Origin of the sequence: Pseudomonas sp. USHLN015 (assembly GCF_037153275.1) — a bacterium.
Taxonomy (GTDB): Bacteria; Pseudomonadota; Gammaproteobacteria; order Pseudomonadales; family Pseudomonadaceae; genus Metapseudomonas; species Metapseudomonas tohonis.
The window spans coordinates 64,148-78,553 of sequence record NZ_JBBCKP010000010.1 but is presented as its reverse complement, the minus strand read 5'-3'; the positions used below and the strand labels follow the sequence as shown (position 1 = coordinate 78,553).

Sequence of the window (14,406 nt, the reverse complement as noted above, 5' to 3'; positions counted from 1 at the left end):
AGTCCATGGTGTACGTACAGCGTGATGAGCGGGGCCGGGTGCTGCGGGTCGAGTCGGAGCCTTTCGAGAACATGACCCACAGCATGCCGGCCGCGGATCCGGAGGTGCAGAGCTGGCTGGCCAGCCGTTCGCTGCACGAGCACCTGATGTCGCTGCAGCATTCCGACCTGGAGCTCGTGCGGGTGATCGAAGACCTGGTCAGCGTTCTCGTCGACCGTGGCGTGATGCGCTACACCGACCTGCCCGAGGCCGCGCGCAACAAGCTCCAGCACCGCGCCCAGGCCCGCGCCCAGGTGGAAGGGCTCGGCAGCCTGGTGCAGGACGAGGGGCGCCTGCCTTATTGAACCCTGCTCGCCGGGGCGCGATCCTGCGCGAAAGGGCTCGGGCGGCTGCCTGGCCCATCGCGGTTGAAAGCGCTCCCACGGGTTTTCCTGCCTGAAACGAATGGCAAAAGATAATGCCCCGGAGGCGACAGAACCGGCGCCTGCCGTTGCGTTCTATTGCGCGACGGCTCCTCGGTCCACCGAGGGTGACCCGGGTTGCGGCCGTCATGTCCTCTTCAGGAGCGATAAGCGAGATGGCGACAAAAGCGGGTGTCTTCACCAGACGTGTGTTGGGCGTGCTTTTGACTGTGGTGGCGCTTGGGGCGGTGACGGCCCATGCGGTGGATTACGACCTGGATAACGATGGCTATCGTGATGCCCAGTTCGGTGGCAGCGACCACGACCTGGACAACGACGGCTACCGCGATGCCCAGTTCGGCGGCAGTGACCATGACCTGGACAACGACGGCTATCGCGATGCCGAGTTCGGTGGTAGCGACCATGACCAGGACAACGATGGTTATCGCGATGCGCAGTTCGGCGGCAGTGACCATGATCTGGACAACGATGGTTACCGTGACGCCCAGTTCGGTGGCAGTGACCATGACAGCGACAACGACACCAACCGTGACGATTAACCGGCTCCACCCGTAACGAGAACGCCCGCAGATGCGGGCGTTTTCTTTTGCGGGCGGCTTGGTGGGCTGAAGCCCACCCTACGAAGACTGCGGGGTGGGTGGTGTTTGGGTTGTGGGAGCGAATTCATTCGCGAAAAGGGCTAGGCCGGGTGCCTAGGCCTTCGCGGTTGAAACCGCTCCCACAGGCGCGTGCCGTAGGTTGGTGCCGAGCGCAGCGAGGCCCAACAAAGCGAGGCCCGGCGCAGCGCATCGTCGTTGTGGGAGCGAGTTCATTGTGGGAGCGAATTCATTCGCGAAAAGGGTTGGGGCGAGTGCCTCGGCCTTCGCGGTTGAAACCGCTCCCACGGGTGCGCCGCCGGCCAACATTCATCAGGCCTGGGTTTCGCTCCAGGGGGCGGGCGGGCCGATGAGGCGGCCCATGGCGCCCTGGATGCCCAGCTCGCCGAGCACGGCCAGTTCGCCCTGGGTTTCCACCATCTCGGCGATCAGCGGCAGGTCGATGCTGTTGGTGGCGCGGAACATCGCCTCGATGAACACGCGCTTGTCGTTTTCCTGGTCGATGGCGCGGATGTAGGTGCCGTCGATCTTCAGGTAGGCCAGCCCCAGGTGGGTGAGGTTGCCGATCAGGCTGAAGCGCCCGCCGAAGTGTTGCAGGCCGAGGTGGAAGCCGGCTTCGCGCACGGCCTGGCTGAGTTTCTCCAGCGCAGCGGGCGGGGGCAGGAAGCGTTCGTCCACTTCCAGGGTCATCAGCTCGGCGTGTTGCGGATGGGCGCGCAGCATGGCGAGCAGGCGTTCCTGGGTGGCGTCATCGCGCAGGGTGGCGGCGGACAGGCTCAGGGCCAGCGGCTCGGGGTGCCGGTCGAGGTGGGCGAGGGTGTGTTCGAGCATCGCCAGGTCGAAGCGCGCGGCCCAGCCCAGGCGCTCGATCCAGGGCAGGAAGCGCCCGGCGGCCACGGCCTCGCCCTGCGGGTCGAGAAGCCGTGCGAGGACCTTGCGGTGCAGCAGCCTCGCGGGGGCGGCGCATTCGGCCACGGGCTGGAAGTAGAGCTGCAGCTTGCCCTGCTGCAGGGCTTCGTCGATCCAGGCGCGCCAGCTGTGCAGGCCCTGGTTGGGTGCGGCCTGGTAGTCGTCGAGGCGCTCCCACGGGTGCGCCGGGTTGCTCTGTGCCTGGGCCAGGGCCTGGTCGGCACGGCCGATGACGCTGGTGGCGTCCTCGCCGGGACGGAAGGCGGCGATGCCCAGGTGTGCCACTGGGGTGCAGTCGCTGGCGCCGGTGCCGCGCAGGCTTTCCAGGGAGTCGCTGAGGCTCTGGGCGAGGCGGTCGGCGTCCTCGTTGTCCAGGCCGGGGGCGAGCAGGGTGAATTCGCCGCCGCGGCTGCGCGAGGCCAGCCAGTCGGGGTTGCCACGCTCCTCCACGCGCTTCTTCAGGAGTTCGCCGATCGCGCCGATCAGGGCGTCGGTGCGCTGGCCGCCGAGGCGCTGGTTGAGGCCGCCGAGGTCGTTGACCCTCAGCAGCAGCAGGTAGCCGGCGGCGTTCTGCTCGGCCACGGCCAGCTGGTTGCCCAGGCGGATGTCGAACTGGCGGCGGTTGGCCAGGCCCGTGAGGCTGTCCTGGTAGGCCTCCTCGCGCAGCTTCTCGCTGCGCGCGGCCTCTTCGGCGAACAGGGTCTTGAGCTTGTCGACCATCTGGTTCATGGCCAGCACCACGCGCTTGAGCTCGGGCGTGCGCGGCACCCGGGGCAGGGTGAGGAACTCGCGGCGGCTGATGGCCTGGGCCTGCTGCACCATGTTGTCCAGCGGGCGCAGCTGGGTGCGCAGGAGGAAGCCGCCGAGCACGGCGCTGACCAGCCCGCAGAGCAGCAGCCAGAGGAGGCTGCCGATGGCGCTGTCCCACAGCTTGGCCAGGGCGAATTGCGGGTGGCTGAGCACCTCGACCCGCGCGGCCTGTTCCCAGCCGCGCATGATCAGGGCGTCGCCGCCCTGGGCGCGCAGGTCGACGAGGCGGACGAACCAGGCGGGGACCTTGTCGGAGGTCGGGTCGGCCTGGCGTTCGACGATGACCTTCTCATCGGCGATGTTGACCACGCGGATGCGGGCGAAGTAGCCGCTGTCGAAGATGGAGCTGACCATCAGCTCGATCATCGCCGGGTCGTCCACGTGGGGCGTCATGGACAGCGCGAGGGCTGTGGCGGCGTCCTGGGCGTGGGAGCGCAACTGGCTGCGCAGCTGTTCCCGGGAGCTTTCCACCCCGGCGAGGAAGCTGCCGGTGAAGGCCACCACGAGGAACAGGCAGATCGCCAGAAACAGCTGCTTGAGTAACGACATCGTCTATCCCTCTCCAATGGCGAAGCCTTCGGCGCGCATCTTCTGCAGGATGTCCTGCCAGCGCGAAAGCTTCTTGCTGTCACCACTGCGCTTGCCGGCGGTGTACAGACCTTCGGCGTTGAAGGCGTACACGGGCAGCAGGTCCTTGCGTTGCGAGGCCGGCCTTATTTCGCCGATCAGGTTGTCCAGTACCAGCGGGTCCGAGCTGGGGCTGGCGTAGTAGGTGAGCACCATGTGTGCCTGGTTGTAATTGAGCGCCTTGACGTAGGTGATGCGCAGTTTCTCGGACGGGATGCCGAGGCGGCGCAGGGTGAAGTACTTGGCGATGGAGTAGTCCTCGCAATCGCCGGCGCCCTTGACCAGGGCCTCGACGGGGGTGGCCCAGTAATCGTTCTGGCCCCAGTTGCGCTGGTCGTCGACGAAGCGCAGCTGGCGGTTGAAGAAGCGGTTGACCGTGGCGAGCTTCTCCTTCTCCGGCAGCTCGCCACTGCTGTCGATCAGCGCGCTCCAGGCCTCGATGCGCTCCTTGGCGGTGCCGAGGCTGCCGTAGCGCTTCTGCGCGTTCTGCAGGATCAGGCCGAAATCCCAGTTGGCGGCGACCGCCGAGACCAGCAGGCAGGCGAGCAGGGCCAGCCACGCGGTTCGTGGCCGTCCTTGCTTCGCTTTCGCACGCCGCCCTAGCTGCATCATCAGGGTCTCCGCCCTTGGATCAGTGCAGTCTAGGTGGTGGTCGGGCTTTTTGCCGGTGGGCTCGGGCGATGTTCGAAGACGGGGTTTCAGTCGCGGCCCAGGGTCTTCTGGCGAAGGATGTAGACGGTGACCAGCACGGCGCTGGTGAGCATGAAGCCGCGCGCCCAGGGCATGGGCACCAGGTAGCAGGAGAAGGCGATGCTGATCCACATCAGGCCGATGGCGTAGACCTTGCCCCTGAGCGGGATGCCGTTGCCTTCGAGGTAGTCCCTGATCCAGGGGCCGAGGTGCCTGTGGTTGACGAGCCAGAGGTAGAAGCGACGCGAGCTGCGCACGAAGCAAGCAGCGGCGAGAAGGAGGAAGGGTGTGGTCGGCAATACCGGCAGGAAGATGCCGATCACACCCAGGACGACGGCGAGCCAGCCGACCACCAGCAGTACGTAGCGCACTGCCGGGTTGCGGCTCTGGCGGATATCACCGTGCGCCATCAGCGCGACCGTCTCAGTGACGCGGCTTTAGCAGGGCGGGCTTTTCTTCCGGGGCGTTGCACAACAGGAACAGGGCGGTGAGCAGCTCGGGGATCTGCTCGACCATTTCGTCGACCAGGTTGCGATCGGCGGCGATATCGGCGAATTCGGGCTGTTCGTCGAAGAGTCCGGAACCGACCATGATCGGCAGCAGCAGCTCGCTGACTTCCTCTTCGGCGTCCTCGAACCACACGGACTCGCGCAGGAACACGCCTTCCATGAAGCCGATGCACCAGCCGCGCAGGTCGGAATCGTCCGGGTCGTCGCCCAAATCGAGGTCGCAGGGCATCTCCGGGTCTTCGTCGCTGGCCAATTGGCGGGCAATGTGGGCCTTGAGCAGCAGCAGGGTGGCTTCGACCTCCTCGCGCTCGGCGTCGCTGCGGTAGTGCGGTGGCTCGGCGAACAGGGCGTCGATCCACTCGCGCTCCGGAACCTGGTCCGGGCAGATGCACAGGGCGGTCAGGTAGCCATGGGCGGCCACGTAGTCCAGGGCTTCTTCGTGCAGGTCATCGGCATCGAGGAAGGCTTGCAGGCGGGACAGTTGCTCAGCGAAGGACATCGTGGGACTACCTTGAGGAATAAACGAGGGTGGATTCTAGTCGAGTGGGAGGCCCGCGGCAAAAGCGGCCCCGATGGGCGAGGGCTTCCTCGGGCGTTCGCTGACGTATAATGCGCGGCTTCATTCGGAGACCCGCATGCTCGACCACGCCCAGCGCATCCTCAAAGACGTATTCGGCTACGACGCCTTCCGCGGCCACCAGGCGGCGATCATCGACCGCGTGGCCAAGGGCGGCGATGTGCTGGTGCTGATGCCCACCGGCGGCGGCAAGTCCCTGTGCTTCCAGGTCCCGGCGCTGATGCGCGACGGGCTGGCGGTGGTGGTTTCGCCGCTGATCGCGCTGATGGAGGACCAGGTCGCCACCCTCGACGAGCTCGGCGTGGCCGCGGTGGCGCTGAACTCCACCCTGAGCAACGACGAGCAACGCGATATCGCCGACCGCATCCGCCGGGGCGAGATCAAGATGCTCTACCTGGCACCGGAACGCCTGGTGCAACCGCGCATGCTGGCCTTCCTGCAGAACCTGGACATCGCCCTGTTCGCCATCGACGAAGCCCACTGCGTTTCCCAGTGGGGGCACGATTTCCGTCCGGAATACCTGCAGCTGGGCCAGCTCGCCGAGCTGTTCCCCGAGGTGCCGCGCATCGCCCTGACTGCCACGGCGGACATGCGCACCCGCGAGGAGATCGTGCAGCGCCTGCACCTGCAGAACGCCGAGCGCTTCCTCTCGAGCTTCGACCGGCCGAACATCTTCTACCGCATCGTCGCCAAGGACAGCCCGCGCAAGCAGTTGCTGTCCTTCCTCGCCGAGCGGCGTGGCGACGCCGGCATCGTCTATTGCCTGTCGCGCAAGAAGGTCGACGAGGTCGCCGCCTTCCTTTCCGAACAGGGCTACCCGGCGCTGCCCTACCACGCGGGCCTGCCCAGCGACCTGCGGGCCTACCACCAGAAGCGCTTCCTCAACGAGGAGGGGCTGATCATGGTGGCGACCATCGCCTTCGGCATGGGCATCGACAAGCCCAACGTGCGCTTCGTCGCCCACCTCGACCTGCCCAAGTCCCTGGAGGCCTATTACCAGGAGACCGGCCGCGCCGGCCGTGACGGCCTGCCCGCCGATGCCTGGATGGCCTACGGCCTGCAGGACGTGCTGCTGCTCAAGCAGATGCTCAACAACTCCGAGGGCGACGAGCGCCACAAGCGCATCGAGCAGCACAAGCTCGACGCCATGCTGGCGCTGTGCGAGGAGATCCGCTGCCGCCGCCAGGCGTTGCTGGCCTATTTCGACGAGGAGCTGCCGCAACCCTGCGGGCATTGCGACATCTGCGTCGACGGCGTGCAGACCTGGGACGCCACCGAGCCCGCGCGCCAGGCGCTCTCGGCCATCTACCGCAGCGGCCAGCGCTACGGCGTCGGCCATCTGGTCGACCTGTTGCTGGGCCGCGACAACGAGAAGGTCCGCGCCGCCGGCCACCAGCACCTGTCGGTCTTCGGCATGGGCAAGGCGCTGTCCGAGGGGGAATGGCGCACGCTGTTCCGCCAGCTGGTCGCCCGTGGCCTGGCGGATGTCGACCTCGACGGCTTCGGCGGCCTGCGCCTGACCGACGCCTGCCGCCCGCTGCTGCGGGGCGAGGTGAGCCTGCAACTGCGCCGCGACCTCTCGACCAAGGCGCCGAAGCCGGCGGCCAGTGCCGCCAGCCAGCTGGTGCGTGGCGAGGAGCGCGAGCAGTGGGAGGCCCTGCGCGCCCTGCGCCGCAAGCTGGCCGAGGAGCATAGCGTGCCGCCCTATGTGATCTTCCCCGACGCCACCCTGCTGGAGATGCTGCGCAGCAAGCCCGGCACCCTGGCGGAGATGGCGCGGGTCAGCGGCGTCGGTGCGCGCAAGCTGGAGCGCTACGGCGAGGCCTTCCTCGAAGTGCTCAACGGTGGCGCCGGCGCCGCGCCGGCGCCGCGCGCGGTGGCCGACCTGCGCCACGAGCTGGTCAGCCTGGCCCGTGCGGGCATGACCCCGGCGCAGATCGCGCGCCAGCTCGATTGCACCGAGAAGAACGTCTATTCGCTGCTGGCCGAGGCCATCAGCGAGCAGCAGTTGAGCCTGGAGCAGGCGCTGGACCTGCCCGAGGAGATGCTCGGCGCGGTGCAGGACGCCTTCCTCGATGGCGAGGGCGAGCTGCCCAGCGTCGCCGAGGTGGCCGAGATGCTCGGCGGCAAGGTCCCCGAAGGCGTGCTCCACTGCGTGCGTGCCGCGCTGCAGGCCGAGTTCGAGTCCTGAGGCCGCCGTCACGGGCGCGCCGCATAAGACGCGCCCGACGACTTGTGGCGGATTCCGCCTGCTACTAATGTGCACCTAGGCCTCCGGCCGGCGATGTGAGGTCGCCGGCCCCGACAGGAGGCGCAGGGCCCGCGACGATGGACCGTCTATGTGAGGTAGGTGGTTTTCCGCAGGGGCCCGAGGCTGCAAGGCCGGGCGCAGCAGTATGTCCCGGGCCCATAAAAAGAAGAGGTGGCAGTGTCGACACTCAACGCCTGGCTGGACGAAGTACGCCCCAATCCCTATGCCGATCAACTTGCCCTGGGATTCCGGCAGCTGCGGTTCGTCCGTCCCCTGGAGCAGGAATACCGTAATTTCTTCCTCGAGCAGACCTTCGACCTCAAGCGCATCGCGCTGCTGCTCGGCTTGCCGATCTGGCTGGCCTTCGCCTTTCTCGACTTCCACCTGATCGCCTCCTCCGAACGCTGGTGGATGCTCGCCGTGCGCCTGGGCGTGCTGGTGCTGTTGGTGGTCTGCGGGCTGCTGATCCTGCAGCGGCGCCATGTGCACCTGCTGGTGCCACTGAGCCTGGTGTGCGTCAGTGCGCTGGGCATAGGCGCGGCGGCGGTGGTGGCCATCGCCCACCGGGTCGACCCGTCATTCCCCTATGAAGGGCTGCTGCTGGTGTGCATGGCGGCCTATTTCGTCGTCGGGCTGCGCCTGGGCGAGGCGTTGCTGGTGTCGGTCCTGATCCTGGGGGCCTATGTGGCGCTGGAACTCTGGGCCGGGCTGCCCTGGCCGCGGCTGGTCAACAACCTGCTGTTCCTCGTGTTCGGCAACCTGGTGGGGGCGGTGGGCTGCTACCTGCTGGAGTTCAAGTCCCGCGAGCACTTTCTCATCAGCCGTCTGATGCGCGTGCTGGCCGAGCACGACAGCCTGACCGGCCTGCACAACCGGCGCAGTTTCAACCGCCAGCTGGAGCGCGTGTGGCGGCAGGCCCAGCGCGAGGGGCTGCCCCTGGCGCTGCTGCTGTGCGATGTCGACCACTTCAAGGCCTACAACGATCTCTACGGCCACCAGGGCGGCGACCAGGCCCTGCAGCGGGTCGCCGAGGTGCTCGAGGACGCCGCGCGACGACCGCTGGACATGGCGGTACGCCTGGGTGGCGAGGAGTTCGCCGTGCTCCTCTACGGCACGCCGGAGGCCGAGGCGCGGCAGTGTGCTGAGAATGTGCGCGCGGCCCTGGAACGCCTGGCCATCCGCCACGAGGGTTCCCAGGTCGCCGAGGTGCTGACGATGTCCATCGGCCTGGCCTGCATCGCGCCGGGCAGCGACACGCCGCTCGGCCAGCTCTATGAACTCTACGAGCACGCCGACCGCGCGCTCTACGAGGCCAAGGCCTTCGGGCGCAATCAGGTGGTGGCGTAGTTCGTCCCCCCGGGTGGCGCGGTGCGTGACTGCGTGGCCTGGTACGCCGGTGCTAGGATCTGCGCCTCCACCACCGACGAGCCCTGCCCATGGACAAGCTGATCAGCGCCGACGGCCAGCCGCAGTACGGCCTTTTCGACGGCACCCCCGGCCTGGTCAACCACCGTGACTTCGATTTCCGCTCGCCCATGGGCCGTCGTCTCGGCGCCCTGGCGAAGTGGCGGCGCTTCCACCAGTTCCAGTATTTCGGCCTGATCAGCGACCAGCTCATCGGCGGCTGCGCGCTGGCCGACCTGAGCCTGGTGGGCGTGGGCTTCGTCTACCTGTTCCACCCGGCCAGCGGGCGCATGATCGAGCGCCAGTTCAAGCTGCCGCTGGGGATGGGCACGCGCTTCTCGCAAGCCCCGGACGATGGCGTCTGCGAGCTGCGCCAGGGCCGCAACCTGCTGCGCCTGGAGAACTCGCCCAAGCCGAAGGAGAAGCGCCTGCTGGTGCAACTGGACGACGGCACCCGCATCGACGCGCGTTTCTCCGAGGACGAGCCGGCCTTCCAGCCCATGAGCCTGTGCACGCCCGCTGCCGTCAATGGTTGGGTGTATGCGCGCAAGGTGGCGGGCGTCGCCTGCCAGGGCGAGGTGCACTGCGAGCTGGGTGAGTTCGACCTGCAGGCCATCGGCGCCTTCGCCCACCACGACTGGTCCGCCGGCTACATGCGCCCGGAGACCTTCTGGAACTGGGCCTGCCTGTCCGGCGAGGCGCAGGGGAGGCGGGTAGGTCTGAACCTGTCCTGCGGGGTCAACGAGACCAGCTTCACCGAGAACTGCTTCTGGATCGATGGCGAGCTGATCAAGGTGGACTGCGTGCGCTTCGCCTTCGATCGCGACCGGCCACTGGAGGAGTGGCGGATCACCTCCGCCGACGGCCAGGTGGCGTTGCGCTTCGTGGGCACCGGCTTGCACAAGGAGCGTCTGAACCTGGGCTTCATCGCCAGCAACTTCAAGCAGATCTTCGGGCGCTTCGATGGGGTGCTCCGGCCGCATGGGCGTCCGGCCCTGGAAATCAATGGGCTGTGGGGCTTTGTCGAAGATCAATATGTGAAGTGGTAGATACAAAGCTGCGCTTGCTCCCGGCTGTCGCCTATGGTTAGCTCGCTAATTATTAGTTTAGGCAGTTAGAGTCCGTTTCAATGTCCCATACCGATCAACACCGCTTCGCCATGCAGCTCGCGCAGATGTCGCGAGCCTGGCGCGCGGAGCTGGATCGCCGGCTCGTCGACCTCGGCCTGTCCCAGGCTCGCTGGCTGGTTCTCCTGCATCTCGCCCGCTTCGAAGAACTCCCCACCCAACGTGAACTGGCGCAGAGCGTCGGCGTCGAGGGCCCGACCCTGGCCCGCCTGCTCGACAGCCTCGAGGCCCAGGGGCTGGTGCAGCGCCTGGCCGTCGCCGAGGACCGCCGGGCGAAGAAGATCACCCTGTGCCCCAAGGCACGGCCGCTGATCGAGAAGATCGAGGCCATTTCCAACCAGCTGCGCAGGGAGGTCTTCACCGGCATCGATGAAGAAGAGCTGCGTCGCTGCCAGCAGATCCACGCGCAGATACTGGCCAACCTGGAACGGCGTTGATGCAGGACCTCGAGGCCCTGCACGCGCGCTTCGGTCCGCGTTATCCGCAGTTGCTGCTCGGCCTGCTGATGGTCGGCAGCATGGCGATGATCCTCGCCTCCACCAGCATCAACGTCGCCCTGCCGGCGATCATGGCGGACTTCGCCATCGGCCGGCCCCTGGCCCAGTGGCTCGCCACCGGCTTCCTCGCCGCGATGACCGCCGGGCTGCTGCTCGCCGCCTGGGCCCAGTCGCGCCTGGGCGCGCGACGCACGGTGCAGGGCGGCCTGCTGGTCTTCATCCTCTGTTCCCTCCTGGCGCTGGCAGCCACCTCCGCCTGGGAGCTGATCGCCCTGCGTATCGTCCAGGGCGCCTGTGCCGGGATCATCCAGCCGTTGGCGATGGTGCTGATCTTCCGCATCTTCGCCGAGGGTGGCCGGGGCATGGCCCTGGGCATCTACGGGCTCGGGGTGATGATCGCGCCGACGCTCGGCCCGACCATCGGTGGCTACCTCATCGACCACTTCGGCTGGGAGGCGGTGTTCTGGCTACCACTGCCCATGTGCCTGCTGGCGGCGCTCGGTGCCCAGTGGCTGATGCCGTCGGACCGCGACCGGGGCACACCGGGTGTCGACCTCGTCGCCTTCCTCTATCTCAGCGTCGCGCTGTTCGCCCTGCTCGGCGCTCTGGCCGAGGCCCAGCGTTTCGGCTGGCTGGCACCGAGCTGCTGGATTCCAGGGCTGCTCGGCGTGCTGGCGGCGGTGGCCTTCGTCCTGCGCAGCCGCGCCAGCGGGCGACCGCTGCTGCCGCTCCCGCTGTGGCGTCACGCTGCGTTCCGCAAGGCGAGTGGGGTGGCGCTGGTCCTGGGGCTCGGCCTCTACGGCTCGACCTACCTGATCCCGCTGTTCCTGCAGACGGTCGAGGGCTACAGCGCCGGCCGCGCGGGGCTGTTGCTGCTGCCCACGGGCGTGGTGCTTGGCCTGGCGTCCTTCATCGGCGGCTGGCTCAGCGACAAGCTCTCCGCCGCACTGCTGCTGGTGGCCGGCCTGCTGGTGTTCGCGGCTTCGAGCCTCGGGCTGGGGCTGGTGGAGAGCGGTGCGTCCTTCGTGGTGCTGTGCTTCTGGGCCTGCGTCGGCCGCCTCGGCCTGGGCCTGCTGCTGCCGGCGCTGAGCACCGGCTCGCTGGATGTGCTGAGTGCCGAGGAACTGGCCCTCGGAGCCGGCGCCATCACCTTCGTACGCCAGCTCGGCGGCGCCTTCGGCGTCAACCTGGTGACCTTCTTCCTGGAGTGGCGCCACCATGCCGGCGGCGGTGACGCGCTGGCCGAAGCCCTGGCGTTCCAGCAGACCTTTTGGCTGGTCGCGGGGCTTTTCCTGCTCGCTTTGTGGCCCGCCTGGGGCGTAAAAGCGACAAAAGGCTGACGTGCCTCTATAAATGTTCGCCAAGGGTGTGAAATACGTCACTTTCATGGCGAACTTGAAGTAATATCCCCCAGCCTGATGGCCCAAGGCCGGTACGCCGGGCAATCTGGGAAATTGCATCCATACTAATTTTCAGTTGGGTTCCAGGGATCGCTTCCCAACTCGTTCACTTTCAATGCCAACGCCTGTCTTTCGCCCCTCCATGGATACCGGATTGTAGGGAGGTGGCCGTGGCGTTCGAGCCGGCATGACCGGGGGAGGGCACATGGCTCGAGTCAACAGGATCCTCGTTGCGTTTGCATCGGGACCCATCCTTTATTCCGGCCTGGCGTCCGCCATCGGCCTGGGTGAGATCACCCTGCATTCCGCGCTGAACCAGCCCCTCGAGGCGGAAATCGGCCTGCTCGACGTGGGCGACCTGACCGACAGCGACATCAAGGTCAGCCTGGCGTCGGCCGAAGTCTTCGAGCGTTCCGGCGTCGACCGCGTGCTGTTCCTCAACGACCTGCGCTTCAGCCCCATGATCCGCGGTTCCAGCGGCCGCATCCGCGTGGTTTCCAACAAGCCGGTGCGCGAGCCCTACCTGAACTTCATCGTCGAGGTGGCCCGGCCCAACGGCCGCCTGCTGCGCGAATACACCCTGTTGCTGGACCCGCCGGAGTTCTCCGCCTACAACCCCGTGGCCGCGCCGCTGCGCGCTGCCGCCGGCCAGCGCGACGGCAGCCGTGGCGACGCGCCCGGCGCCACCCGCCAACCCGCCTCCGCAGCCGCACCGCCCGCCACCCAGGGCAAGCGCTACACGGTGGTCAAGGGCGACAGCCTGTGGGCGATCGCGCAGCGCCAGAGTGCCGGCAGCGGCATGAGCACCGCGCAGATGATGAACGGCATCCACGCGCTCAACCCCGGCGCCTTCGCCAATGGCGACCCGAGCCGCCTGAGCGTGGGCCAGAGCCTGCTGCTGCCGGATGCCGCGATGCTGTCAGCGAGCACCTCGACCGCCCCGGCCGCCGCCCCGGGCAGTGACGCACAAGCGACTTCGGGCAGCGCCCCTGGCCCGCTCTCCGCGCCCGCCAGCCCGGGCCAACCGGCGCCGTTGCCGCAGCAGATCGCTGAAGTACAGCGCCGTGTCGACACCGAGCTGCTCAACAGCGAGAACGAACGCCTGCAATTGCGCCAGGACATCGCCGACCTCCAGCTCAAGCTGGAGAACCTGCAGCGCCAGATGGAGCAGAAGGACGCCCAGCTGGCGCGTCTGCAGGGCGCCCTGGACACCCGGGGGGCCGAAGGCGCCGTCGAGGGCGCGAACGTGCCGCCGGCAGGCGCTGCCGTCGCCCCGGACGCCAACGTTGCGGACCGTCAGGCCCAGGAGCCCGCCGATTCCCAGCCCGGAACCACCCCGAGCGAAGCCCCGGCGCCGGCCGCCAGCGATACGTCCGCTCCCGCACCCGCTGCCGACGCCGCGCAATCGCCGGCGGCTTCGCCGGACGCCGAGCCCCAGGTGGTGGTCGAGGCGCCGGCTGGCCCGGACGCCTGGTCCCGTGGCCTGCTGCTCATCGGTGGCGTGCTGCTGTTGGCCGTCCTGGCCCTGGTGCTGTTGCGCCGCCGCCAGGGGGCCCGCCCCGAGGAAGCCGGGCCCGAGCGCGAACCCGAGCCCAGGGTGCGCCCGGCTGTCGTGGCCGTCACCGCCGAGCGCCCGCGCATCGGTGCCGTGCCCCAGCACCGAGTGGAGCCCGTGGTCGCCACCGCCGCTGCAGTGGCCGCCGTGCCTGCACCGGCGCCGCGCCCGCAACCCCAGCCCGTGGCCCCGCGTGTCTCCAGCGATTCCCTGGATGGCGCCAACATCTACATCGCCTACGGCCGCTTCAACGATGCCGAGAGCGCCCTGCGCGCGGCCATCGTCCAGGAGCCCAAGCGCACCGACCTGCGTTTCCGCCTGCTTGAGGTGCTCGGCGAGCTGCGTGATCCGAGCGGCTTCGCCGCCGAGGAGCGGAGCCTGCTGGAGATGGGCGTCGGCCCGGCGCGCATCGAGCAGATCAAGGCCCGCTACCCCGGCATCGATCAGCACCCGAGCGCCGAGCCGATGCTGGCCGATCCGGAGTTCGTCCTCGCCGACGAGGCTGCCGACCAGCCCCCGGCCACGCTGGTCGTGCACCGTGACGACGAGCTGACCGACGAGTTCCAGCTCAACCTCGACGACCTGCCGCTGGATGCCGACTGGGACAGCCTCAGCCCCTTCAAGACCGAGGCGCCCAAGGCCAAGGCGACGAGCAAGCCCGAGCCGGTGCAGCACCACGTCGACCCCGCGTTCCGCAGCAACCTGCAGGACATGCCCGAGGTGTTCGAACTGGACGATCTGGAGCAGGCCGACCGCCTCGAACTGCCGGACCTGCCCCAGGCCGAAGAGCTGGGCGAACTGACCTTCGACTTCGAGGACCCGCTGGAGGCCGATGACGACCTCGACCACCTGGCCGCGCGCCAGGAGAACCTGATGAAGCTCAACCTGGCCCTGGCCTACATCGACCAGGGTGACGTCGAAAGCGCCTGCAGCATCCTCAACGAGGTGATCGATGGCGGCGACGAGGAGCAGAAGCAGGAGGCTCGCCAGTTGCTCGCTAAGATCGCCTGATCCAGCCCTGACATGAAAAAG

General features: G+C 68.0%; 12 protein-coding genes. 8 read left to right on the top strand and 4 right to left on the bottom strand.

The features are described 5' to 3' along the window. Window positions 1-5: 5 nt before the first annotated feature. The gene (locus tag WFQ67_RS20705; RefSeq protein WP_173177022.1) at window positions 6-344 is read left to right on the top strand and encodes a tryptophan synthase subunit beta; all 339 of its coding nucleotides are present in this window, start codon (window positions 6-8) and stop codon (window positions 342-344) included. Between the two features lie 275 nt (window positions 345-619). Continuing rightward, a complete protein-coding gene (locus WFQ67_RS20700) occupies window positions 620-961 on the top strand; it encodes a hydrolase (RefSeq protein ID WP_228723558.1) in 342 nt (113 codons plus the stop codon). 369 nt (window positions 962-1,330) lie between these two features. On the opposite strand, the gene lapD is transcribed toward WFQ67_RS20700, so the two are convergent. From lapD to WFQ67_RS20680, 4 genes are all read right to left on the bottom strand, one after another. Further along, entirely contained in the window at window positions 1,331-3,286 is a 1,956-nt protein-coding gene (gene lapD, locus WFQ67_RS20695) for a cyclic di-GMP receptor LapD (protein WP_337058057.1), read from the bottom strand. Window positions 3,287-3,289: 3 nt separating this feature from the next. After that, on the bottom strand, window positions 3,290-3,973 hold the full coding sequence (gene lapG / locus WFQ67_RS20690) for a cysteine protease LapG (RefSeq protein ID WP_337058154.1): 684 nt from the start codon (window positions 3,971-3,973) through the stop codon (window positions 3,290-3,292). Between the two features lie 89 nt (window positions 3,974-4,062). After that, window positions 4,063-4,464 (bottom strand): YbaN family protein, encoded by a 402-nt coding sequence (locus tag WFQ67_RS20685; RefSeq protein ID WP_337058056.1) that lies wholly within the window; start codon window positions 4,462-4,464, stop codon window positions 4,063-4,065. Window positions 4,465-4,477: 13 nt separating this feature from the next. Beyond that, window positions 4,478-5,062 carry a UPF0149 family protein gene (locus WFQ67_RS20680; protein ID WP_213628778.1) on the bottom strand — a complete coding sequence of 195 codons (585 nt, stop codon included), beginning with the start codon at window positions 5,060-5,062 and terminating at the stop codon, window positions 4,478-4,480. A gap of 136 nt (window positions 5,063-5,198) precedes the next feature. On the opposite strand from WFQ67_RS20680, the gene recQ reads away from it, so the two are divergent. From recQ to WFQ67_RS20650, 6 genes are all read left to right on the top strand, one after another. After that, window positions 5,199-7,331 carry a DNA helicase RecQ gene (recQ, locus tag WFQ67_RS20675; RefSeq protein WP_337058055.1) on the top strand — a complete coding sequence of 711 codons (2,133 nt, stop codon included), beginning with the start codon at window positions 5,199-5,201 and terminating at the stop codon, window positions 7,329-7,331. Between the two features lie 237 nt (window positions 7,332-7,568). Beyond that, window positions 7,569-8,738, top strand: coding sequence for a GGDEF domain-containing protein (locus tag WFQ67_RS20670; protein ID WP_213628779.1), 1,170 nt, complete (start codon window positions 7,569-7,571; stop codon window positions 8,736-8,738). 89 nt (window positions 8,739-8,827) lie between these two features. Then, on the top strand, window positions 8,828-9,844 hold the full coding sequence (locus WFQ67_RS20665) for a DUF2804 domain-containing protein (protein WP_337058054.1): 1,017 nt from the start codon (window positions 8,828-8,830) through the stop codon (window positions 9,842-9,844). An 80-nt stretch (window positions 9,845-9,924) separates the two neighbouring features. After that, on the top strand, window positions 9,925-10,359 hold the full coding sequence (locus WFQ67_RS20660; RefSeq protein ID WP_173177036.1) for a MarR family transcriptional regulator: 435 nt from the start codon (window positions 9,925-9,927) through the stop codon (window positions 10,357-10,359). Next, window positions 10,359-11,759 (top strand): DHA2 family efflux MFS transporter permease subunit, encoded by a 1,401-nt coding sequence (locus WFQ67_RS20655; RefSeq protein ID WP_337058053.1) that lies wholly within the window; start codon window positions 10,359-10,361, stop codon window positions 11,757-11,759. The genes WFQ67_RS20660 and WFQ67_RS20655 overlap by 1 nt, the downstream gene beginning before the upstream one ends. Before the next feature lie 265 nt (window positions 11,760-12,024). Beyond that, a complete protein-coding gene (locus WFQ67_RS20650; RefSeq protein ID WP_337058052.1) occupies window positions 12,025-14,385 on the top strand; it encodes a FimV/HubP family polar landmark protein in 2,361 nt (786 codons plus the stop codon). The last annotated feature ends 21 nt before the right edge of the window (window positions 14,386-14,406 follow it).